The 17,879-nt window shown below is 42.4% G+C and carries 22 protein-coding genes; all 22 read left to right on the top strand.

Annotated features, from left to right (window positions below):
• Nucleotides 1–24 precede the first annotated feature (24 nt).
• The 22 genes from hrcA to ACPF7I_RS09985 all read left to right on the top strand — a co-directional run bounded on the left by hrcA (nt 25) and on the right by ACPF7I_RS09985 (nt 17,688).
• Nucleotides 25–1,059 (top strand): heat-inducible transcriptional repressor HrcA, encoded by a 1,035-nt coding sequence (hrcA, locus tag ACPF7I_RS10090; protein WP_085788219.1) that lies wholly within the window; start codon nt 25–27, stop codon nt 1,057–1,059.
• Between the two features lie 66 nt (nt 1,060–1,125).
• The gene (gene grpE, locus ACPF7I_RS10085) at nt 1,126–1,737 is read left to right on the top strand and encodes a nucleotide exchange factor GrpE (RefSeq protein ID WP_430743454.1); all 612 of its coding nucleotides are present in this window, start codon (nt 1,126–1,128) and stop codon (nt 1,735–1,737) included.
• Nucleotides 1,738–1,750: 13 nt separating this feature from the next.
• Nucleotides 1,751–3,568, top strand: a complete 1,818-nt coding sequence (gene dnaK, locus ACPF7I_RS10080) for a molecular chaperone DnaK (protein ID WP_430743456.1) — start codon at nt 1,751–1,753, stop codon at nt 3,566–3,568.
• Between the two features lie 131 nt (nt 3,569–3,699).
• Nucleotides 3,700–4,821, top strand: coding sequence for a molecular chaperone DnaJ (gene dnaJ / locus ACPF7I_RS10075; RefSeq protein ID WP_430743457.1), 1,122 nt, complete (start codon nt 3,700–3,702; stop codon nt 4,819–4,821).
• A 23-nt stretch (nt 4,822–4,844) separates the two neighbouring features.
• A complete protein-coding gene (gene prmA, locus ACPF7I_RS10070) occupies nt 4,845–5,783 on the top strand; it encodes a 50S ribosomal protein L11 methyltransferase (RefSeq protein ID WP_430743459.1) in 939 nt (312 codons plus the stop codon).
• Between the two features lie 14 nt (nt 5,784–5,797).
• Complete coding sequence (locus ACPF7I_RS10065) at nt 5,798–6,547, top strand: 16S rRNA (uracil(1498)-N(3))-methyltransferase (protein WP_430743461.1); 750 nt, start codon at nt 5,798–5,800, stop codon at nt 6,545–6,547.
• Between the two features lie 10 nt (nt 6,548–6,557).
• A complete protein-coding gene (gene mtaB, locus ACPF7I_RS10060; protein WP_430743463.1) occupies nt 6,558–7,910 on the top strand; it encodes a tRNA (N(6)-L-threonylcarbamoyladenosine(37)-C(2))-methylthiotransferase MtaB in 1,353 nt (450 codons plus the stop codon).
• A 99-nt stretch (nt 7,911–8,009) separates the two neighbouring features.
• The gene (rpsU, locus tag ACPF7I_RS10055; protein ID WP_003393897.1) at nt 8,010–8,183 is read left to right on the top strand and encodes a 30S ribosomal protein S21; all 174 of its coding nucleotides are present in this window, start codon (nt 8,010–8,012) and stop codon (nt 8,181–8,183) included.
• Nucleotides 8,184–8,197: 14 nt separating this feature from the next.
• Nucleotides 8,198–8,641, top strand: a complete 444-nt coding sequence (locus ACPF7I_RS10050; protein ID WP_003393899.1) for a GatB/YqeY domain-containing protein — start codon at nt 8,198–8,200, stop codon at nt 8,639–8,641.
• A 92-nt stretch (nt 8,642–8,733) separates the two neighbouring features.
• On the top strand, nt 8,734–9,396 hold the full coding sequence (locus ACPF7I_RS10045) for an NfeD family protein (RefSeq protein ID WP_430743465.1): 663 nt from the start codon (nt 8,734–8,736) through the stop codon (nt 9,394–9,396).
• Nucleotides 9,393–10,382 carry a flotillin-like protein FloA gene (gene floA / locus ACPF7I_RS10040; RefSeq protein WP_043965503.1) on the top strand — a complete coding sequence of 330 codons (990 nt, stop codon included), beginning with the start codon at nt 9,393–9,395 and terminating at the stop codon, nt 10,380–10,382. Before ACPF7I_RS10045 ends, floA begins: the two co-directional genes overlap by 4 nt.
• Nucleotides 10,383–10,389: 7 nt before the next feature.
• Entirely contained in the window at nt 10,390–10,725 is a 336-nt protein-coding gene (locus tag ACPF7I_RS10035; RefSeq protein ID WP_430743467.1) for a hypothetical protein, read from the top strand.
• Nucleotides 10,726–10,778: 53 nt separating this feature from the next.
• On the top strand, nt 10,779–11,063 hold the full coding sequence (gene yqfC / locus ACPF7I_RS10030; protein ID WP_021095110.1) for a sporulation protein YqfC: 285 nt from the start codon (nt 10,779–10,781) through the stop codon (nt 11,061–11,063).
• Nucleotides 11,064–11,074: 11 nt separating this feature from the next.
• Nucleotides 11,075–12,262 (top strand): sporulation protein YqfD, encoded by a 1,188-nt coding sequence (gene yqfD, locus ACPF7I_RS10025; RefSeq protein ID WP_430743469.1) that lies wholly within the window; start codon nt 11,075–11,077, stop codon nt 12,260–12,262.
• Between the two features lie 3 nt (nt 12,263–12,265).
• A complete protein-coding gene (locus tag ACPF7I_RS10020) occupies nt 12,266–13,228 on the top strand; it encodes a PhoH family protein (RefSeq protein WP_430743471.1) in 963 nt (320 codons plus the stop codon).
• Between the two features lie 60 nt (nt 13,229–13,288).
• Nucleotides 13,289–13,756 carry an rRNA maturation RNase YbeY gene (ybeY, locus tag ACPF7I_RS10015; protein ID WP_430743473.1) on the top strand — a complete coding sequence of 156 codons (468 nt, stop codon included), beginning with the start codon at nt 13,289–13,291 and terminating at the stop codon, nt 13,754–13,756.
• 6 nt (nt 13,757–13,762) lie between these two features.
• Nucleotides 13,763–14,149, top strand: a complete 387-nt coding sequence (locus tag ACPF7I_RS10010; protein ID WP_430745910.1) for a diacylglycerol kinase family protein — start codon at nt 13,763–13,765, stop codon at nt 14,147–14,149.
• A 66-nt stretch (nt 14,150–14,215) separates the two neighbouring features.
• The gene (gene era / locus ACPF7I_RS10005; RefSeq protein ID WP_430743475.1) at nt 14,216–15,124 is read left to right on the top strand and encodes a GTPase Era; all 909 of its coding nucleotides are present in this window, start codon (nt 14,216–14,218) and stop codon (nt 15,122–15,124) included.
• Nucleotides 15,125–15,223: 99 nt separating this feature from the next.
• Entirely contained in the window at nt 15,224–15,367 is a 144-nt protein-coding gene (locus tag ACPF7I_RS10000; RefSeq protein ID WP_021095105.1) for a YqzL family protein, read from the top strand.
• Nucleotides 15,368–15,386: 19 nt separating this feature from the next.
• Nucleotides 15,387–16,148: a DNA repair protein RecO gene (gene recO / locus ACPF7I_RS09995; protein ID WP_430743477.1), complete on the top strand. Its 762-nt coding sequence runs from the start codon at nt 15,387–15,389 to the stop codon at nt 16,146–16,148.
• A 91-nt stretch (nt 16,149–16,239) separates the two neighbouring features.
• Nucleotides 16,240–16,869 (top strand): helix-turn-helix transcriptional regulator, encoded by a 630-nt coding sequence (locus ACPF7I_RS09990; protein WP_430745912.1) that lies wholly within the window; start codon nt 16,240–16,242, stop codon nt 16,867–16,869.
• Nucleotides 16,870–16,881: 12 nt separating this feature from the next.
• A complete protein-coding gene (locus ACPF7I_RS09985; protein WP_042534258.1) occupies nt 16,882–17,688 on the top strand; it encodes a pyruvate, water dikinase regulatory protein in 807 nt (268 codons plus the stop codon).
• Nucleotides 17,689–17,879 lie beyond the last annotated feature (191 nt).

Raw genomic sequence — 17,879 nt, 5'->3', positions numbered from 1 at the left:
GAGTGCTAACAGAGGTGATGAGCGTTGCTAACAGATCGCCAATTGTTAATTTTAAAAATTATTGTCGATGATTTTATTCGTTCTGGGCAACCTGTTGGTTCACGAACGTTATCGAAAAAAGAGCAAATTACGTTTAGTTCAGCGACGATTCGGAACGAGATGGCGGACTTAGAGGAGCTAGGTTTTATTGAAAAGACGCATATTTCCTCTGGTCGCGTTCCTTCTCAAAAAGGATATCGTTATTACGTTGACCATTTATTGCCACCTGTCCAGTTAACACAAAAAGATGTACAAACGATTCAGTCGATTTTCCATGAACAAATATATGAATTAGAAAAGCTCATTGAAAAATCGGCGCAAATTTTATCGGACTTGACGAACTATACAACCGTTGTTCTCGGTCCTTCGGTGAAAGAACATAAATTAAAAACGATTCAAATCGTTCCGCTGAATGCCGAAACAGCCGTTGCCATTATCGTGACCGATACAGGATATGTAGAGAAACATGTTGTGACGTTGCCGTCGTCCATTCCACCATCGGACGTTGAAAAAATGGTCAACATTTTAAACGAGCGGTTGACAGGTGTACCTTTAGAAGATTTAACAGATAAAATTCAAACAGAGGTTGCGCATGTGCTTCGCGAACACATCCAAAGCTACGACCACATGTTGCGAATGATTTCGTCTTCTTTAGATTTAAACGCGCCTGCGCAAATGTTTTTAAGCGGAAAAATGAACATGCTCCGTCAACCGGAGTTTAGCGACATCGATAAGCTTCGCGCATTGCTGAATGTCATTGAACAAGAAAAAGAGTTTTATCGTTTGTTAAGAAAGCATAAGCAACAAGGCATTCAAGTGAAAATCGGCACGGAAAACGATGTAGAAGGAATGGAAAACTGCAGTTTAATTACAGCGACATATTCTGTCGATGGAGAAAAGCTTGGCACGATTGCTGTTCTTGGACCAACTCGCATGGAATATTCGCGCGTTATTTCACTATTAAACCTTGTTGCGACGGATTTGTCGAAGGTGTTATCGGTGTGGTATCAAAAAGATTAGCGATGTCAATATTATGGATGGGGAATTTCCCCATCCGCTTTTCAAGTGTTTGAGGGAGGTGAGAAGATGGAGAAAGAACAGCGTACATATGATGAAACGGTTGAACAATGTGAAAACGTGCAAGACGAGCAAGCGCAAGACGAGCAAGCGCAAGAGGAGCAAGCGCAAGAGGAGCAAGTGCAAAGTGGAGAAACACAACAAGAAGAGCAAGACGAGTTATCGCTTGCGCACGAAAAAATCGCCCAATTGGAAGCGAAGTTAGCGGAAGCGGAAAACCGTTTGCTTCGATTGCATGCCGATTTCGATAACTACCGTCGCCGTGTGCGTTTAGATATGGAAGCTGCTGAAAAATACCGCGCGCAAAGTTTAGTTTCCGATTTGTTGCCGATTTTAGATAACTTTGAACGCGCGTTACAAGTGCAAGTCGAAGATGAAAAAGCAAAATCGTTATTGCAAGGGATGGAAATGGTTTATCGCGCATTAATTGAAGCGCTCAAAAAAGAAGGGGTCGAGGCGATTGAATCGGTTGGAAAACCGTTCGATCCTCATGTGCATCAAGCGGTGATGCAAGTGGATGACCAAAACTATGAACCGAACACGGTTGTTGAAGAATTTCAAAAAGGCTACAAATTAAAAGATCGTGTCATTCGTCCAGCAATGGTCAAAGTAAATCAATGAGGAGGGATTATGTATGAGCAAAATTATCGGCATTGACTTAGGTACAACAAACTCTTGTGTCGCTGTGCTAGAGGGTGGAGAACCAAAAGTTATTCCAAACCCAGAGGGAGGTCGCACGACACCATCTGTCGTTGCGTTTAAAAACGGTGAGCGTTTAGTCGGTGAAGTCGCAAAACGTCAAGCGATTACAAACCCAAACACAATCATTTCGATTAAACGCCATATGGGTACAGACTATAAAGTACAAGTAGAAGGAAAAGAATACACACCACAACAAATTTCTGCGATGATTTTGCAATACTTAAAATCATATGCGGAAGCATATTTAGGTGAACCGGTCACACGTGCGGTCATTACTGTTCCAGCATACTTTAACGATGCGCAACGTCAAGCGACAAAAGATGCTGGTCGCATCGCTGGTTTAGAAGTCGAGCGCATCATTAACGAGCCGACAGCAGCAGCGTTAGCATACGGATTAGATAAAATGGATGAAGATCAAACGATTCTCGTATATGACCTTGGCGGCGGTACGTTTGACGTATCGATTCTTGAATTAGGTGATGGCGTATTTGAAGTCAAAGCGACGGCTGGTGACAACCATCTTGGTGGTGACGACTTCGACCAAGTCATCATTGATTATTTAGTTGAGGAGTTCAAAAAAGAACATGGCATTGATTTATCAAAAGATAAAATGGCGTTGCAACGTTTAAAAGATGCGGCAGAAAAAGCGAAAAAAGAGCTTTCAGGCGTGATGCAAACGCAAATTTCATTGCCGTTTATTAGCGCAAATGAAAATGGTCCACTTCACTTAGAAATGACGTTAACGCGCGCAAAATTTGAGGAATTATCGGCGCACTTAGTTGAGCGTACGATGGGTCCTGTTCGTCAAGCGTTAAAAGATGCTGGGTTGACGCCAGCTGATATCGACAAAGTGATTCTTGTTGGTGGTTCAACGCGCATCCCAGCTGTTCAAGAAGCGATTAAAAAAGAAATTGGCAAAGAGCCTCATAAAGGTGTAAACCCAGATGAAGTTGTTGCGATCGGTGCAGCGATTCAAGGTGGAGTGATCGCAGGGGACGTAAAAGACGTCGTATTATTAGACGTGACACCACTTTCGCTCGGTATTGAAACGATGGGTGGCGTCTTTACAAAATTAATTGAACGCAACACAACGATTCCAACAAGTAAATCACAAATTTTCACAACGGCAGCAGATAACCAAACGGCTGTAGACATTCACGTGTTACAAGGTGAGCGTCCGATGGCTGCCGATAACAAAACGCTCGGTCGCTTCCAATTAACAGACATTCCGCCAGCTCCGCGCGGTGTACCGCAAATTGAAGTGACATTTGACATTGACGCGAACGGTATTGTGCACGTGCGGGCGAAAGATTTAGGTACAAATAAAGAGCAATCGATTACAATTAAATCTTCTTCTGGTTTGTCTGAAGAAGAAATTCAACGCATGATTAAAGAAGCAGAAGAAAATGCAGAAGCAGACCGGAAGCGAAAAGAGGAAGTGGAACTTCGCAATGAAGCAGACCATCTCATTTTCACAACAGAAAAAACGTTAAAAGAATTAGAAGGAAAAGTAGACGAAGCGGATGTGAAAAAAGCGCAAGAAGCAAAAGATGCATTAAAAGCAGCGCTTGAGGGCAAAGATATTGAAGACATTCGCGCAAAGAAAAACGCGTTGCAAGAAGTTGTGCAACAGCTTTCTATTAAGCTATATGAGCAAGCGGCTAAACAAGCGCAAGCACAACAAAGCGAAGGCAAAAAAGACGACAACGTCGTCGATGCTGAATTTGAAGAAGTGAAAGAAGATAAGTAAACAAACAAAAAGTCAAAGTCAGGCCTGCCTTGGCTTTGACTTTTTTGCTATGGAAACATCAAATATATTGCGCAACAAGTTCAGACAATGATAAAATTACGTTCATGTGAACGAGTCGGGAGTGGGTGATCATGAGTAAACGAGACTACTATGAAGTGCTCGGCGTGAGTAAAAACGCAACAAAAGAAGAAATTAAAAAAGCATATCGAAAGTTATCAAAACAGTATCATCCAGATATTAACAAAGCGCCCGATGCAGCTGAAAAGTTTAAAGAAATTAAAGAAGCATACGAAGTGTTAAGCGATGACCAAAAGCGCGCCCATTACGATCAATTCGGCCATACAGATCCGAACCAGCAGTTTGGTGGATTTGGCGGGGCTGATTTTGACTTCGGTGGGTTTGGCGGCTTTGAAGATATTTTTAGTAGCTTTTTTGGCGGTGGGCGTCGACGTGATCCGAGCGCACCGCGTGCAGGGGCAGATTTGCAATATACGATGAGACTTACATTTGAAGAAGCTGTTTTTGGAAAAGAAACGGACATTGAAATTCCACGTGAAGAAACGTGCGATACGTGCCATGGTTCTGGGGCGAAGCCAGGAACGAAAAAAGAAACGTGCGCACATTGTCACGGTACAGGTCAATTAACAATTGAGCAGGCGACGCCGTTTGGTCGCATCGTAAATCGTCGCCCGTGTCATCATTGCGGTGGCACAGGACACTTTATTAAAGAAAAATGTTCGACATGTCATGGAACAGGGCGTGTAAAAAAACGGAAAAAAATTCACGTCAAAATTCCTGCCGGTGTCGATGACGGTCAACAGCTCCGTCTAGCCGGTCAAGGTGAACCGGGTATTAATGGCGGACCAGCGGGAGATTTATATATCGTCTTCCATGTCGAACCACATGAGTTTTTTGAACGCGATGGCGATGATATTTATTGTGAAATGCCAATTACGTTTACACAAGCCGCGCTTGGTGCGGATATTGAAGTGCCGACGTTGTATGGAAAAGTGAAATTGAAAATTCCAGCAGGCACGCAAACAGGTACGAAATTCCGTTTAAAAGGAAAAGGAGTACCGAATGTGCATGGATACGGAAAAGGAGACCAACATATTCGGGTTCGTGTTGTCACACCAACGAAGTTAACCGAACGTCAAAAACAATTGTTGCGTGAGTTTGAACAACTCAGTCAAGGGCATGGACAAGAAGATAGCTTTTTTGCGAAAGTGAAGCGAGCATTTAAAGGGGAGTAACGTGAAGGAGGAGTTGGTAGATCATGAAATGGTCTGAAATAAGCATTCATACAACACACGAAGCGGTCGAGGCGATTTCAAATATTTTACACGAAGCGGGTGCGGGTGGCGTCGTCATTGAAGATCCATTTGAATTAACGAAAGAACGAGAAGCGACTTACGGGGAAATCTACCAACTCAATCCTGACGATTACCCCGAGGAAGGAGTTATTATTAAGGCATATTTGCCGGTAAATAGCTTTTTAGGTGAAACGGTCGAAGAAATTAAACAGGCGATTAACAATTTAATGTTATATAACATCGATATTGGGCGAAACAAAATTACAATTAGCGAAGTGAACGAAGAGGAATGGGCAACAGCGTGGAAAAAATATTATAACCCTGTCAAAATTTCTGAGCGGTTTACGATCGTTCCGACATGGGAAACGTATGAACCGGTTTCGAGCGATGAACTAATTATTGAGCTAGATCCGGGCATGGCGTTCGGTACAGGGACGCACCCGACAACTGTGATGTGTATTCAAGCGCTTGAAAAAACGGTAAAAAAAGGCGATACGGTCGTCGATGTCGGTACAGGTTCAGGCATTTTAAGCATTGCCGCAGCCATGTTAGGGGCTGAACGTGTGCATGCGCTCGATTTAGATCCGGTTGCAGTAGAAAGCGCGAAGTTGAACGTAAAGCTGAATAAAGTACACGATGTCGTTACCGTTTCGCAAAACAATTTACTTGATCGATTCGATGAGCAAGCAGATATCATCGTTGCGAACATTTTGGCTGAAATCATTCTTCGTTTTGTCGATGATGCGTATCGTTCGTTGCGTCCGGGAGGCGTATTTATTACATCGGGCATTATTCAAACGAAAAAACAAGAAGTGAAAGAAGGTCTTCTTCGCGCTGGTTTCATGATTGAAGAAACGTTAACGATGGAAGATTGGATCGCATTTATTGCGAAAAAACAATAAAAAGGGTGTTCGCGTTGCAACGATATTTCGTACGTAACGAGCAAATCGTTGGCGATCACATCATGATTTCTGGCGATGACGTCCATCATATCGGGCGGGTCATGCGCATGAATGAAGGTGATCGTCTTCTTTGCTGTAATGAGCGTAGTGAAACGATGCTTTGTGAGATCGAACAAATGTCCAATGATTTTGTCCGATGCCGTATTATACAATGGTTAGAGGCAAATGTTGAACTGCCTATGCACATTTATATCGCAAGCGGACTGTTAAAAGGAGATAAATACGAACTCGTTTTACAAAAAGGAACAGAGCTTGGAGCAAGAGGCTTTCTTCCGCTCATGACATCCCGTTCGATCGTCAAATGGGACGAGAAAAAAGGCGATAAAAAAGTGGAACGTTGGCAAAAAATTGTGAAAGAAGCAGCTGAACAATCTCACCGAGCATATATGCCGTCAGTTTATGCTCCGATGACGATTCGTGAACTCATTGCGTGGGCGAACGACATGAATTATAAATGTATCGCTTACGAAGAAGAAGCGAAAGAAGGAAAACATCGTGCCTTTGCCGATCTTCTTCAAACGATGAGTGCAGGCGAGTCGCTTCTTCTTGTTTTTGGACCAGAAGGCGGTTTATCCGAGCAAGAAGTGACGTTATTAAAACAACATGGCTTCATGACATGTAGTCTTGGACCGCGCATTTTACGAGCGGAGACGGCACCGTTATATGCATTGTCAGCGGCGTCTTATGAATGGGAACTTAAGTGAGGTGATATATATGCCAACGGTTGCATTTCATACGTTAGGATGCAAAGTGAATCATTACGAAACAGAAGCGATTTGGCAATTATTTAAACAAGCAGGATATGAGCGAAAAGATTTTGAGACTCATGCCGATGTATATGTTATTAATACATGTACAGTCACGAATACAGGAGATAAAAAAAGCCGCCAAGTCATTCGACGTGCGGTGCGTCGCAATCCAGATGCGGTCGTTTGTGTAACAGGTTGTTATGCGCAAACTTCCCCAGCGGAAGTGATGGCGATTCCAGGTGTCGATATTGTCATCGGCACACAAGATCGCGGAAAAATTTTAGAGTACATCGAGCAGTTTAAACAACAGCGTGAGCCGATTAACGGTGTGCGCAACATTATGAAAACGCGCGTATATGAAGAATTGGATGTGCCTGCATTTACAGATCGAACGCGCGCATCGCTTAAAATCCAAGAAGGATGCAATAACTTTTGTACATTTTGTATCATTCCATGGGCGCGTGGCTTAATGCGTTCACGCGATCCGAAAGAAGTCATTCGTCAAGCGCAACAGCTTGTTGATGCAGGCTATAAAGAAATTGTCCTAACAGGCATTCATACAGGCGGATATGGTGAAGATATGAAAGACTACAATTTTGCCATGTTGTTGCGCGATATTGATGAGCAAGTGAAAGGATTAAAACGATTGCGTATTTCGTCGATTGAAGCGAGCCAAATTACCGATGAAGTGATCGAAGTATTGAAACGATCCGATAAAATCGTCCGCCATTTGCACATTCCGTTGCAATCAGGTTCAAATACGGTATTGAAGCGGATGCGTCGCAAATATACAACGGAATTTTTTGCGGAACGGTTAGCGCGTTTGCGTGAAGTATTTCCAGATTTAGCTGTTACGTCCGACGTCATTGTCGGCTTCCCAGGTGAGACAGAAGAAGAATTTATGGAGACATATACGTTTATTCGTGAACAACGGTTTTCTGAACTGCATGTTTTCCCATATTCGAAGCGGACAGGCACGCCAGCAGCAAGAATGCCAGATCAAGTAGATGAAGAAGTGAAAAATGAGCGCGTTCATCGCTTAATTGCACTTTCTGATCAACTAGCGAAAGAATATGCATCGAAGTTTGAAGGACAAGTGCTTGAAGTCATTCCAGAAGAGCTGTACAAAGAAGATCCAGCAAGCGGCTTATATGTTGGCTATACGGACAACTACTTAAAAGTAAAATTCCCAGCAACAGAAGAGATGGTCGGTCAACTTGTTAAAGTGAAAATTACAAAAGCAGGCTATCCGTATAACGAAGGCGAGTTTGTCCGCGTTATTCATGACATCAACGATACTATTCGATTAAGCTCATAAAAAGAAGTTGACTTATGAACTTGGTTATATTATACTTTGAAAGTACATGTTCCACATGTACCAAGGATTAGCGGTTTTGTTCGGAGGGAGGGAAGTAGGATGTCGAAAACGATCGTTCGTAAAAACGAGTCGCTTGAAGATGCTCTTCGTCGCTTCAAACGTGCGGTTTCAAAAACAGGTACGTTGCAAGAGGCAAGAAAGCGCGAATTCTATGAAAAGCCAAGCGTAAGACGTAAGAAAAAGTCTGAAGCGGCTAGAAAGCGCAAATATTAAAAGAGGGTGTATTTATGAGTCTTCTCGAACGTTTGAACAATGATATGAAGCAAGCGATGAAAAACAAAGAGAAGGACAAATTGTCGGTCATTCGCATGGTGAAATCCGCTTTGCAAAACGAAGCGATTAAACTTGGCAAAACGTTGACCGAAGATGAAGAATTAACCGTACTTTCTCGCGAATTAAAACAGCGTAAAGACTCCCTCCAAGAATTTGAAAAAGCTGGTCGCACAGACCTTGTTGATAAAGTCAAGGAAGAGATTACGGTTCTTGAACTTTACATGCCGAAGCAGTTGAGCGAAGAAGAGCTAGTGCAAATCGTCAAAGAAACGATTGCCGAAGTCGGCGCTTCCTCAAAAGCGGATATGGGTAAAGTCATGGGAGCGATCATGCCGAAAGTAAAAGGAAAAGCGGATGGCTCGCTCGTCAACAAACTTGTTCAACAACATTTAAGCTAAAAACACCTTACGATATCGTGAGGTGTTTTTTTGATTTTTGAAACTTTTTCTTCTTTCATACGTACATAATAAAGGTGAAGGGAGGAAAAAGCATGGCCGGTCCAATTGTTGTTTTCACCCATCCGTTTCTTGCGGCGCTTTTGTTAATTGCCGGCAGCGTCACGTTCGTTTGGCAACTGTACGATGCGCGCTGGGGATGGAAAGGAACTGTAAGCATCATTTGTTTTTTACTTTTTTTCTCATCGCATTTAGTAGCTGGTTTAACAAGCGTTGGGGCGATGATGTTGTTTGCGATTGGACTTATTTTATTAGTCATTGAGTTGTTTGTGCCGGGTGGAGTCATTGGCTTTTTTGGGCTCGGTACGCTCGTATGGAGCTTATTTTTAGCCGCAAAACATTCCCCGTTCGTTACAGTGTCATTAGCCGTAGCGGTTGTAAGTGCGATTATGATGGGCATATGGCTCAGTCGGGTGAGCAAAAAAAAGATGGCGCTTTTTGAAAAAATCGTGCTTACCGATGAACAGCGGAATGAAGAAGGGTATGTGTCTCATGAAGCGCGTGTTGATTTAATTGGGAAACGCGGAGTGGCCATCACTGTATTGCGGCCAGCAGGAACGGCGCTCATTGATGACGAACGTGTAGATGTTGTCACAGAAGGGGAATATATTGAACGACATCGGCCAATTGAAGTTATTGATGTAGATGGGTTAAAAGTTGTCGTTCGAGAATGTAAAAAAGAGGAGGAAATCGTATGACACCGGATCAACTTTTATTTATTATTGCGCTTGCGCTAGGGCTTGTATTGTTAGCTGTATTCTTTTCGTTCGTTCCAGTTATGCTTTGGATTTCCGCACTTGCTTCTGGTGTGCCTATTAGCATTTTTACACTTATTGGGATGCGGTTGCGCCGCGTCATTCCATCGCGCGTCATTAATCCGTTAATTAAGGCAAAAAAAGCAGGGCTTGACGTCACAACTAACCAATTAGAAAGCCATTATTTAGCAGGAGGAAATGTCGATCGTGTCGTTAATGCGTTAATTGCTGCACAGCGAGCGAATATTAATTTAACGTTTGAACGTTGTGCGGCAATTGATTTAGCTGGTCGAAACGTATTAGAAGCGGTACAAATGAGCGTCAATCCAAAAGTCATTGAAACACCGTTTATTTCTGGTGTAGCGATGGATGGTATTGAAGTGAAAGCGAAAGCACGCATCACTGTACGCGCAAATATTGATCGATTAGTTGGTGGTGCGGGGGAAGAAACGATTATTGCACGTGTAGGGGAAGGGATTGTTTCAACGATCGGATCTCAGGACGATCATAAAAAAGTGCTTGAAAATCCAGATATGATTTCACAAACCGTATTAGCAAAAGGATTAGACTCAGGGACAGCGTTTGAGATTTTATCAATCGACATTGCTGATATTGATATCGGGAAAAACATTGGTGCTGAATTGCAAACAGACCAAGCGGAAGCAGATAAAAAGATTGCCCAAGCGAAAGCGGAAGAACGTCGGGCGATGGCAGTTGCGCTTGAACAAGAAATGAAAGCGCGCGTGCAAGAAATGCAGGCAAAAGTTGTGGAAGCAGAAGCGCAAGTGCCGCTTGCGATGGCGGAAGCGCTCCGTTCCGGTAAACTTGGTGTCATGGATTACATGAACTTAAAAAACATTATGGCAGATACGAATATGCGTGATTCGATTGGTAAGCTCACCCAACATCCCGATGATGAGCAAAAGTGAGGAATGAATGATGATGCTCATTGATTGGCTTTTTGATAACATATTTGTCGTCTTTATTTTAGGAGCGTTTATTTCTTGGATTGGAAAACGGATCAAAGCATTGGAAGAAACGGTCGAGCAAAAAGAACAGCAAGAACAACAGTCGGCACCTGTTTTGATAGAAGTTGAACCGCGAACGAGACGGACAGTCAAACAAAAACAGGAGCAAATCGCCGTGTCACAGCCGACTGTGAAGCGGCAAACAAAAGCAAAACAATTGCCTACACATCCGCTCGTGCAAGGTGTAATTTTTTCAGAAGTGCTCGGTCCACCGCGGGCAAAGCGTCCGTTCGGTAGAAAATAAGTGCTATAACCCCCATTTCACTCATACATATGAGATGAAAGGGGGTTTTGTTTATGATTAGAAAATGGAAAAACAAAATGCGACAATGGCTAACGAATCAAATGGAACTGCCTGCAGATGTTGTCGCTGACCTCCCCCGTATTACGATGATTGGACATATTCATATCTACATAGAAAATCATCGCGGTTTGCTTTTGTTTACGGATCGCGAATTGCGCTTGTTGTTGAAAAACGGGCAGTTGCTTGTCAAAGGGGAATCGTTTACCATTAAAACCATTTTGCCAGAAGAAATTTTGCTAGAGGGGAAAATTAGTCAAGTTTTATATTTGGAAGAATAGGGGGGGCGGGTGTGAAAAACGAATGGATGTATCAGTTGACTGGAAATTTACGGGTACGTATCGTTGGAAAAGGATTAGAACGGTTATTAAATGAATTTACACGCCGTGGGATATACGTATGGAACGTAAAGCGGGAAGGGGAAAATTCGCTAACGTGCCATATGCTCCTTCGCGATATTCATCATGTGCGAGGGGCGATGAGAAAAAGCGGTTGTAAATTATATGTTCTCGATCGACGAGGTGCACCGTTTTGGTTAAAAGCATCGTGGAAAAATAGCGGTATCGTTGTCGGAGTCGTTACGTTTGTATGTATCGTGTTTATATTATCTAACATGATTTGGCATATTGAAGTAACAGGGGCGAATCCAGAAGTCGAACATACTGTTAGGCAGCAGTTGAAAAAAATAGGGGTTGAGCGCGGTGCATTGCAATTTGTCATTCCGTCTCCTGAGACGATTCAGCGAACGTTAATGAACAATATAGACGCGATTACGTGGATTGGTGTGGAGTGGCGTGGAACGACGTTATATTGTCAAGTCGTTGAAAAAAAGCGACCAACAGAAACGAAATCGAATGCCCCCCAGCATCTTGTTGCGAAGAAAAAAGCAGTCATTACGTATATGTTTGTTGAACAAGGTCAAGCGGTTGTAGAAGTGAATGAACATGTCGTTCCGGGGCAACTGCTCGTTTCCGGTTTTATTGGAAAAGAAGGACAGACAGAGATCGTGCCAGCGCGCGGTCAAATTTTAGGCGAGACGTGGTACAAGTCTACTGTTGCTGTTCCGATGAAAACGACGTTTTATATGTTGACGGGAAAAAAGCGTGAAACACATTACATTCGTTTTTGGTCGTGGAAAATCCCGATTTTTTGGGATCATGAAGAGCCGTTTTCACAATTTGAAAAACAAGTAGACGAAAAAACGTTTCGCTTTTTCACATGGACGTTACCGATTGTTTATGAAAAAGTCGTCTGGCGTGAAAAAGAAGTAGCCGTTCGTGAGTATTCGTACGAACAAGCAAAAGCGGTAGCGAAACAAATTGCGCGCGAGCAGTTACAGCGACAACTACCTGCGGATGCGAACATTCAAGGTGAAAAAGTTTTGCATGAGACGAAGGAGAATGGTAAAGTAAAAGTAGAAATACATTACCAGGTCATTGAAAACATTGCGATACCACAACCAATTATTCAAGGAGACTGAGGAATGTCAGAACAGTTTGTCACGATTCACCTTAACGTACAAAATGCAGATGAAGCGCTCGCTTTGTTCGGTACGCACGATGTTCATTTAAAACGCATTGAACAAGAACTTGGTGTTTCGATTGTGACGCGTGGCGAATCGGTAAGCGTGTCAGGAAACAAACAACATATTGAGCTTGTTGATGAGTTGTTGCGTCATTTGTTGCTTGTTATTCGCAAAGGAATTGTCATTAGCGAGCGTGATGTGCTGTATGCGCTACAAATGGCGAAAAATGGAATGATTTCTTACTTTATTGAATTGTACAATGAAGAAATCGGAAAAAATGCGAAAGGGAAAGCGATTCGCGTTAAAACGCTCGGTCAGCGTCAATACGTTTCCGCTATCCAGCGCCATGATTTAATTTTCGGGATTGGACCAGCAGGAACGGGAAAAACGTATTTAGCGGTTGTGATGGCTGTACAGGCGTTAAAAAACGGACAAGTCAAGCGGATTATTTTGACGCGTCCAGCTGTTGAAGCAGGGGAAAATTTAGGCTTTTTGCCGGGGGATTTAAAGGAAAAAGTCGATCCGTATTTACGCCCACTTTATGATGCGCTTCATGATGTGCTCGGTCATGAACATACCCAACGATTAATTGAACGCGGTGCAATTGAAATTGCTCCGCTTGCCTATATGCGCGGGCGAACGTTAGATGATGCGTTTGTCATTTTAGATGAGGCGCAAAATACGACGCCTTCGCAAATGAAAATGTTTTTAACACGTCTCGGTTTCGGCTCGAAAATGGTGATCACCGGCGATATTTCACAAGTCGATTTACCGAAAGGGGTTCGTTCTGGGCTTGCGATTGCAAAAGACATTTTGACGAATGTAAGCGGAATTTCATTCGTCTTTTTGGAGCAAGCTGATGTTGTACGCCATCCACTCGTTGGAAAAATTATCGCTGCATACGAAGATGCTGGAATGTAAATGCGACCCATGTTGATGTGGGTCCTTTTTGCACTTTAACAGAAGAAAGAGGGGAATTTTATGTTAGTGATTGACTTTATGGATGAAACAAATGAAATAACAGAAGAGCAAGTAGAACTCATTGAAAAACTATTGCAACATGCGGCAAAGGAAGAGAATGTGCCAGATGGCGCAGAGGTGAGCATTACGTTTGTTGACAATGAAAAAATTCGCGAAATGAATCGCGATTATCGTGGAAAAGATCAGCCGACAGATGTCATTTCGTTCGCCCTTGAAGAAATGGGCGAAGAAGAAATTGAAATTGTCGGTGTAGATGTTCCACCTATGCTCGGGGATATTATTATTTCTGTGCCGAAAGCACGCGAGCAAGCGGAGGAATATGGTCATTCATTTATGCGTGAACTCGGTTTTTTAGCTGTACACGGTTTTTTACATTTGCTTGGCTATGATCATGAAACAGAAGAAGAAGAAAAAGAGATGTTTACGAAACAAGAACAACTATTACAACAATTTGGCTTAACGAGATGATTGATGATGCGTTGGAAGCGGTTTGTCGCTAGCGTATTATATGCTTTAAACGGCATTCGTCTTGCCGTTTGTCATGAACGAAATATGCGCATTCATCTCGTGGCAACGGTTGCTGTTATCGTTTCTGCAGCGATGTTTCGCATCTCGAAAATGGAATGGCTCGTGTTGCTTTTGACGATTGGAGCAGTCATTAGTTTAGAAATCGTCAATAGCGCAATAGAGCGGACGGTTGATTTAGTGACAGATGAGTATCGGCCCTTAGCGAAAGAAGCAAAAGATTTAGCCGCTGGCGCTGTACTTGTATTTGCTTTTTTGGCGGTAATGATAGGAATTTCCATTTTCTTTCCTTATTTGTATGTATTTTTTAAAAATTCTTTACATTTTCACAAATAGTAGTGAAATCACGTTCATATTTTGGTAAAATAAAAAGCAAGCATACTTTATGCGGTGGAGGTATCTATGGTTCGAGAAGGATATAAATCAGGATTCGTAGCAATTATCGGAAGACCAAATGTAGGAAAATCTACATTTTTAAATCGCGTCATCGGTCAAAAAATTGCAATTATGAGCGATAAGCCGCAAACGACGCGCAATAAAATTCAAGGTGTGTACACAACAGATGACGCGCAAATTGTTTTTATTGACACGCCGGGCATTCATAAACCGAAACATAAGCTTGGCGATTTTATGGTAAAAGTAGCGCAAAGCGCGTTGCAAGAAGTTGATTTAATTTTATTTATGGTGAATGCTGTCGAGGGGCTCGGTCGCGGTGATGAGTTTATTATTGAACGTTTAAAACAAGTGCAAACACCGGTGTTTTTAGTCATTAATAAAATTGATGAAGTGCACCCAGATGATTTATTGCCGCTCATTGAGCAATATCGCTCGCTCCATTCATTTGCTGAAGTCATTCCTATTTCAGCGTTGCAAGGCAACAATGTAGAAACGTTGTTGCAGCAAATTAAACATTATTTGCCTGAAGGACCGCAATATTATCCAGCGCATCAAATAACGGATCACCCTGAACGATTCATTATTGCTGAGTTCATTCGCGAAAAAGCGCTCCATTTGACGCGGGAAGAAGTGCCGCATTCGATTGCGGTTGTCATTGATTCGATTGAACGTCGAGAAAATAGCGATACGGTATATGTTGCAGCGACCATTATCGTTGAGCGTGATTCGCAAAAGGGAATTATTATCGGCAAGCGCGGTCAAATGTTGAAGGAAATTGGTCAACGTGCGCGCGCTGATATTGAGGCGCTACTCGGTTCAAAAGTGTTTTTAGAATTATGGGTAAAAGTGCAAAAAGATTGGCGTAATAAAATGGCACAGTTGCGAGACCTTGGCTATCGTGAAGATGAGTATTAATGCTGTAAAATTTTAAAAGACATTGCGACAGCGCAAAAAGGGCAAACTACAAGTGAGCTGCTCAATCACCGTCAACTAACGAGAGAAAGGTGTGGTTCGATGCTCGATTTTACCTGGAAACTGTTCAGTCAAACAGGGAATATTGACACGTATCTTTTGTTTAAGGAGCTAGAACGCGAAACGCAAGAGCAAGCCAACGATTCCACGTATCATATCACTGAAAGAGATTATCACGTCCTTTAACTTTGGAAGGTTATGTTATATGTTTGAAAAATGTGAAGGAATTATTATTCGAACGGTTGACTATGGAGAGACGAATAAAATTGTAACGATATTTACGCGCGAATGGGGAAAGGTTGCTGCGATGGCACGAGGAGCGAAAAAGCCAAGCAGCCGCCTTTCTTCTGTTACGCAAATATTTACATACGGCATATATCTTGTTCAAAAAAGTCGCGGCGTCGGAAGCTTACATCAAGGGGAATTGCTTTCAACGATGCGCCATATACGCGAAGACATTTTTTTAACAGCATACGCCTCATACGTTGTCGAATTGACAGATAAAGCAACGGAAGAAAGACGACCAAATCCGTATTTGTTTGAACTTCTTTTACAAACGCTCACGTATATGAATGAAGGGCTCGATGCCGAAGTATTAACGTACATATATGAAATGAAATTGCTTCCGGCATTCGGGCTGTATCCGAAGTTAGATGGCTGCGCTGTTTGTGGGGAAAAGGAAGGAACGTTTGCCTTTTCGATTGCACAAGGAGGATTTCTTTGTCATCGTTGTTTTGAGCTCGATCCACACCGCATCCCGATGACGCCATCGGTTTTAAAATTACTTCGCCTGTTTTACTACGTCGATTTGTCTCGCATCGGCCAAATTGCTGTCAAACAAGAAACGAAACAACAACTACAAACGATCATTTCAGCTTATTACGATGAATATTCAGGTCTTTCGCTGAAAACAAAACGGTTTTTACAGCAGATCCATATGTTAAAAGGTGAAAGCGGACAAATATAACGTTGTCCGCTTCCCACTTTTGTTTGCAAAATATAACGATGAATTATAATATGGTCTTATAGTGTAGCCTATTGTAAGGTGGTGAGCGACAATCGAACTCAATAAACGTCAAGAACAAATTTTACAAATCGTCAAAGACCACGGGCCGATTACAGGTGAGCATATTGCTGAAAAGCTCAATTTAACACGGGCGACGTTGCGGCCTGATTTAGCCATTTTAACGATGGCTGGGTACTTAGAAGCGAGACCTCGTGTTGGCTATTTTTATACAGGAAAAACGGGGACGCAGCTGCTTGCTGATAAAATTAAAAAAATGAAAGTGAGCGATTATCAGTCTATTCCTGTTGTCATTAACGAAAACGTGAGCGTCTATGATGCGATTGTCACGATGTTTTTAGAAGATGTTGGAACGTTATTTGTTGTAGATGATGACTCGTTGCTTGTCGGGGCATTGTCACGCAAAGATTTGTTGCGCGCGAGCATCGGAAAACAAGAGTTGACATCTATTCCTGTCAATATTATTATGACACGCATGCCGAATATTACATTTTGTGAAAAAGATGATTTGCTTATTGATGTCGCCCAAAAATTAATTGAAAAACAAATTGATGCGATGCCTGTCGTTAAAAAGGTGGACAAAGGGTACGAAGTTGTAGGGCGCATCACGAAAACGAATATGACGAAGGTGCTTGTCGCGTTAGCGAATGAAGACGTGCTTTAAAGGGGGAAAATCATGAGTCAAATCGTATACGTCGTATCCGACTCAGCAGGGGAGACGGCCGAACTCGTTGTAAAGGCAGCAGCGAGCCAGTTTCAAGGGGCGCTCGTTCAATTTCGACGTGTTCCTTATGTCGAAGATGTGGAGACGTTATCGGAAGTCGTCGCTTTAGCAAAAATGAATCGCGGCATCATTGTATTTACGTTAGTTGTACCAGAAATGCGTCAATTTTTATTAGCCGAAGCGGCACGTGAAGGAGTGCCTGTATACGACATTATCGGACCGCTTATTGAGCAAATGGCGAAGTTATTACAAATGGAGCCACGTTGTGAACCTGGACCGATTCGCGTATTAGATGAAGACTATTTCCGAAAAATCGAAGCGATCGAGTTTGCGGTTAAGTACGATGATGGGCGTGATCCACGCGGTATTTTAAGAGCGGATATCGTTTTAGTTGGTGTATCGCGCACGTCAAAAACACCGTTATCACAATATTTAGCCCATAAACGATTTAAAGTGGCGAACGTACCGATCGTTCCAGAAGTAGATCCACCTGAAGAATTGTTTCAAGTACCGCCTGAAAAATGTTTTGGCTTAAAAATTAGTCCAGAGAAGCTAAATGAAATTCGCCGTGAGCGGTTAAAATCGCTCGGATTAGATGACCGTGCCATTTATGCAAACATTGATCGAATTAAAGAAGAGCTGCAATATTTTGAGGGGATCGTAAAAAAAATGGGCTGCGAAGTCATTGATGTGACAAATAAAGCAGTCGAAGAAACAGCGAACGTCATTATGAATATTATGCGTAAAAGGGAAAAATAAGCAGTCAAAGCACAGTCACAACGTGTGATATGTGCTTTTCCTTTTTCATAAAAAACTTTATAGCCAATTGATGTTTTTTGTATTATAATAAAAAATTGTGATAAAACAGGTTTAGATTGAACATAGGACGAATAAACTATTTATAGCTAATTGTCAAGTGACAATGCATCGGGATTTTCGACAATATTTTT

Origin of the sequence: Anoxybacillus dikiliensis (assembly GCF_050613275.1) — a bacterium.
Classification (GTDB): domain Bacteria; phylum Bacillota; class Bacilli; order Bacillales; family Anoxybacillaceae; genus Anoxybacillus.
Note: the sequence above shows the minus strand (reverse complement) of the source record. Positions and strands in the feature narration are given on the sequence as shown.

Bases quoted from the DNA above. Each gene is read 5' to 3' on its own strand.
- grpE (WP_430743454.1), top strand. From the start codon at position 1,126: ATGGAGAAAGAACAGCGTACATATGATGAAACGGTTGAACAATGTGAA.
- dnaK (WP_430743456.1), top strand. From the start codon at position 1,751: ATGAGCAAAATTATCGGCATTGACTTAGGTACAACAAACTCTTGTGTC.
- dnaJ (WP_430743457.1), top strand. From the start codon at position 3,700: ATGAGTAAACGAGACTACTATGAAGTGCTCGGCGTGAGTAAAAACGCA.
- prmA (WP_430743459.1), top strand. From the start codon at position 4,845: ATGAAATGGTCTGAAATAAGCATTCATACAACACACGAAGCGGTCGAG.
- mtaB (WP_430743463.1), top strand. From the start codon at position 6,558: ATGCCAACGGTTGCATTTCATACGTTAGGATGCAAAGTGAATCATTAC.
- rpsU (WP_003393897.1), top strand. From the start codon at position 8,010: ATGTCGAAAACGATCGTTCGTAAAAACGAGTCGCTTGAAGATGCTCTT.
- ACPF7I_RS10050 (WP_003393899.1), top strand. From the start codon at position 8,198: ATGAGTCTTCTCGAACGTTTGAACAATGATATGAAGCAAGCGATGAAA.
- ACPF7I_RS10045 (WP_430743465.1), top strand. From the start codon at position 8,734: ATGGCCGGTCCAATTGTTGTTTTCACCCATCCGTTTCTTGCGGCGCTT.
- floA (WP_043965503.1), top strand. From the start codon at position 9,393: ATGACACCGGATCAACTTTTATTTATTATTGCGCTTGCGCTAGGGCTT.
- ACPF7I_RS10035 (WP_430743467.1), top strand. From the start codon at position 10,390: ATGATGATGCTCATTGATTGGCTTTTTGATAACATATTTGTCGTCTTT.
- yqfC (WP_021095110.1), top strand. From the start codon at position 10,779: ATGATTAGAAAATGGAAAAACAAAATGCGACAATGGCTAACGAATCAA.
- ACPF7I_RS10020 (WP_430743471.1), top strand. From the start codon at position 12,266: ATGTCAGAACAGTTTGTCACGATTCACCTTAACGTACAAAATGCAGAT.
- ybeY (WP_430743473.1), top strand. From the start codon at position 13,289: ATGTTAGTGATTGACTTTATGGATGAAACAAATGAAATAACAGAAGAG.
- ACPF7I_RS10010 (WP_430745910.1), top strand. From the start codon at position 13,763: ATGCGTTGGAAGCGGTTTGTCGCTAGCGTATTATATGCTTTAAACGGC.
- era (WP_430743475.1), top strand. From the start codon at position 14,216: ATGGTTCGAGAAGGATATAAATCAGGATTCGTAGCAATTATCGGAAGA.
- ACPF7I_RS10000 (WP_021095105.1), top strand. From the start codon at position 15,224: ATGCTCGATTTTACCTGGAAACTGTTCAGTCAAACAGGGAATATTGAC.
- recO (WP_430743477.1), top strand. From the start codon at position 15,387: ATGTTTGAAAAATGTGAAGGAATTATTATTCGAACGGTTGACTATGGA.
- ACPF7I_RS09985 (WP_042534258.1), top strand. From the start codon at position 16,882: ATGAGTCAAATCGTATACGTCGTATCCGACTCAGCAGGGGAGACGGCC.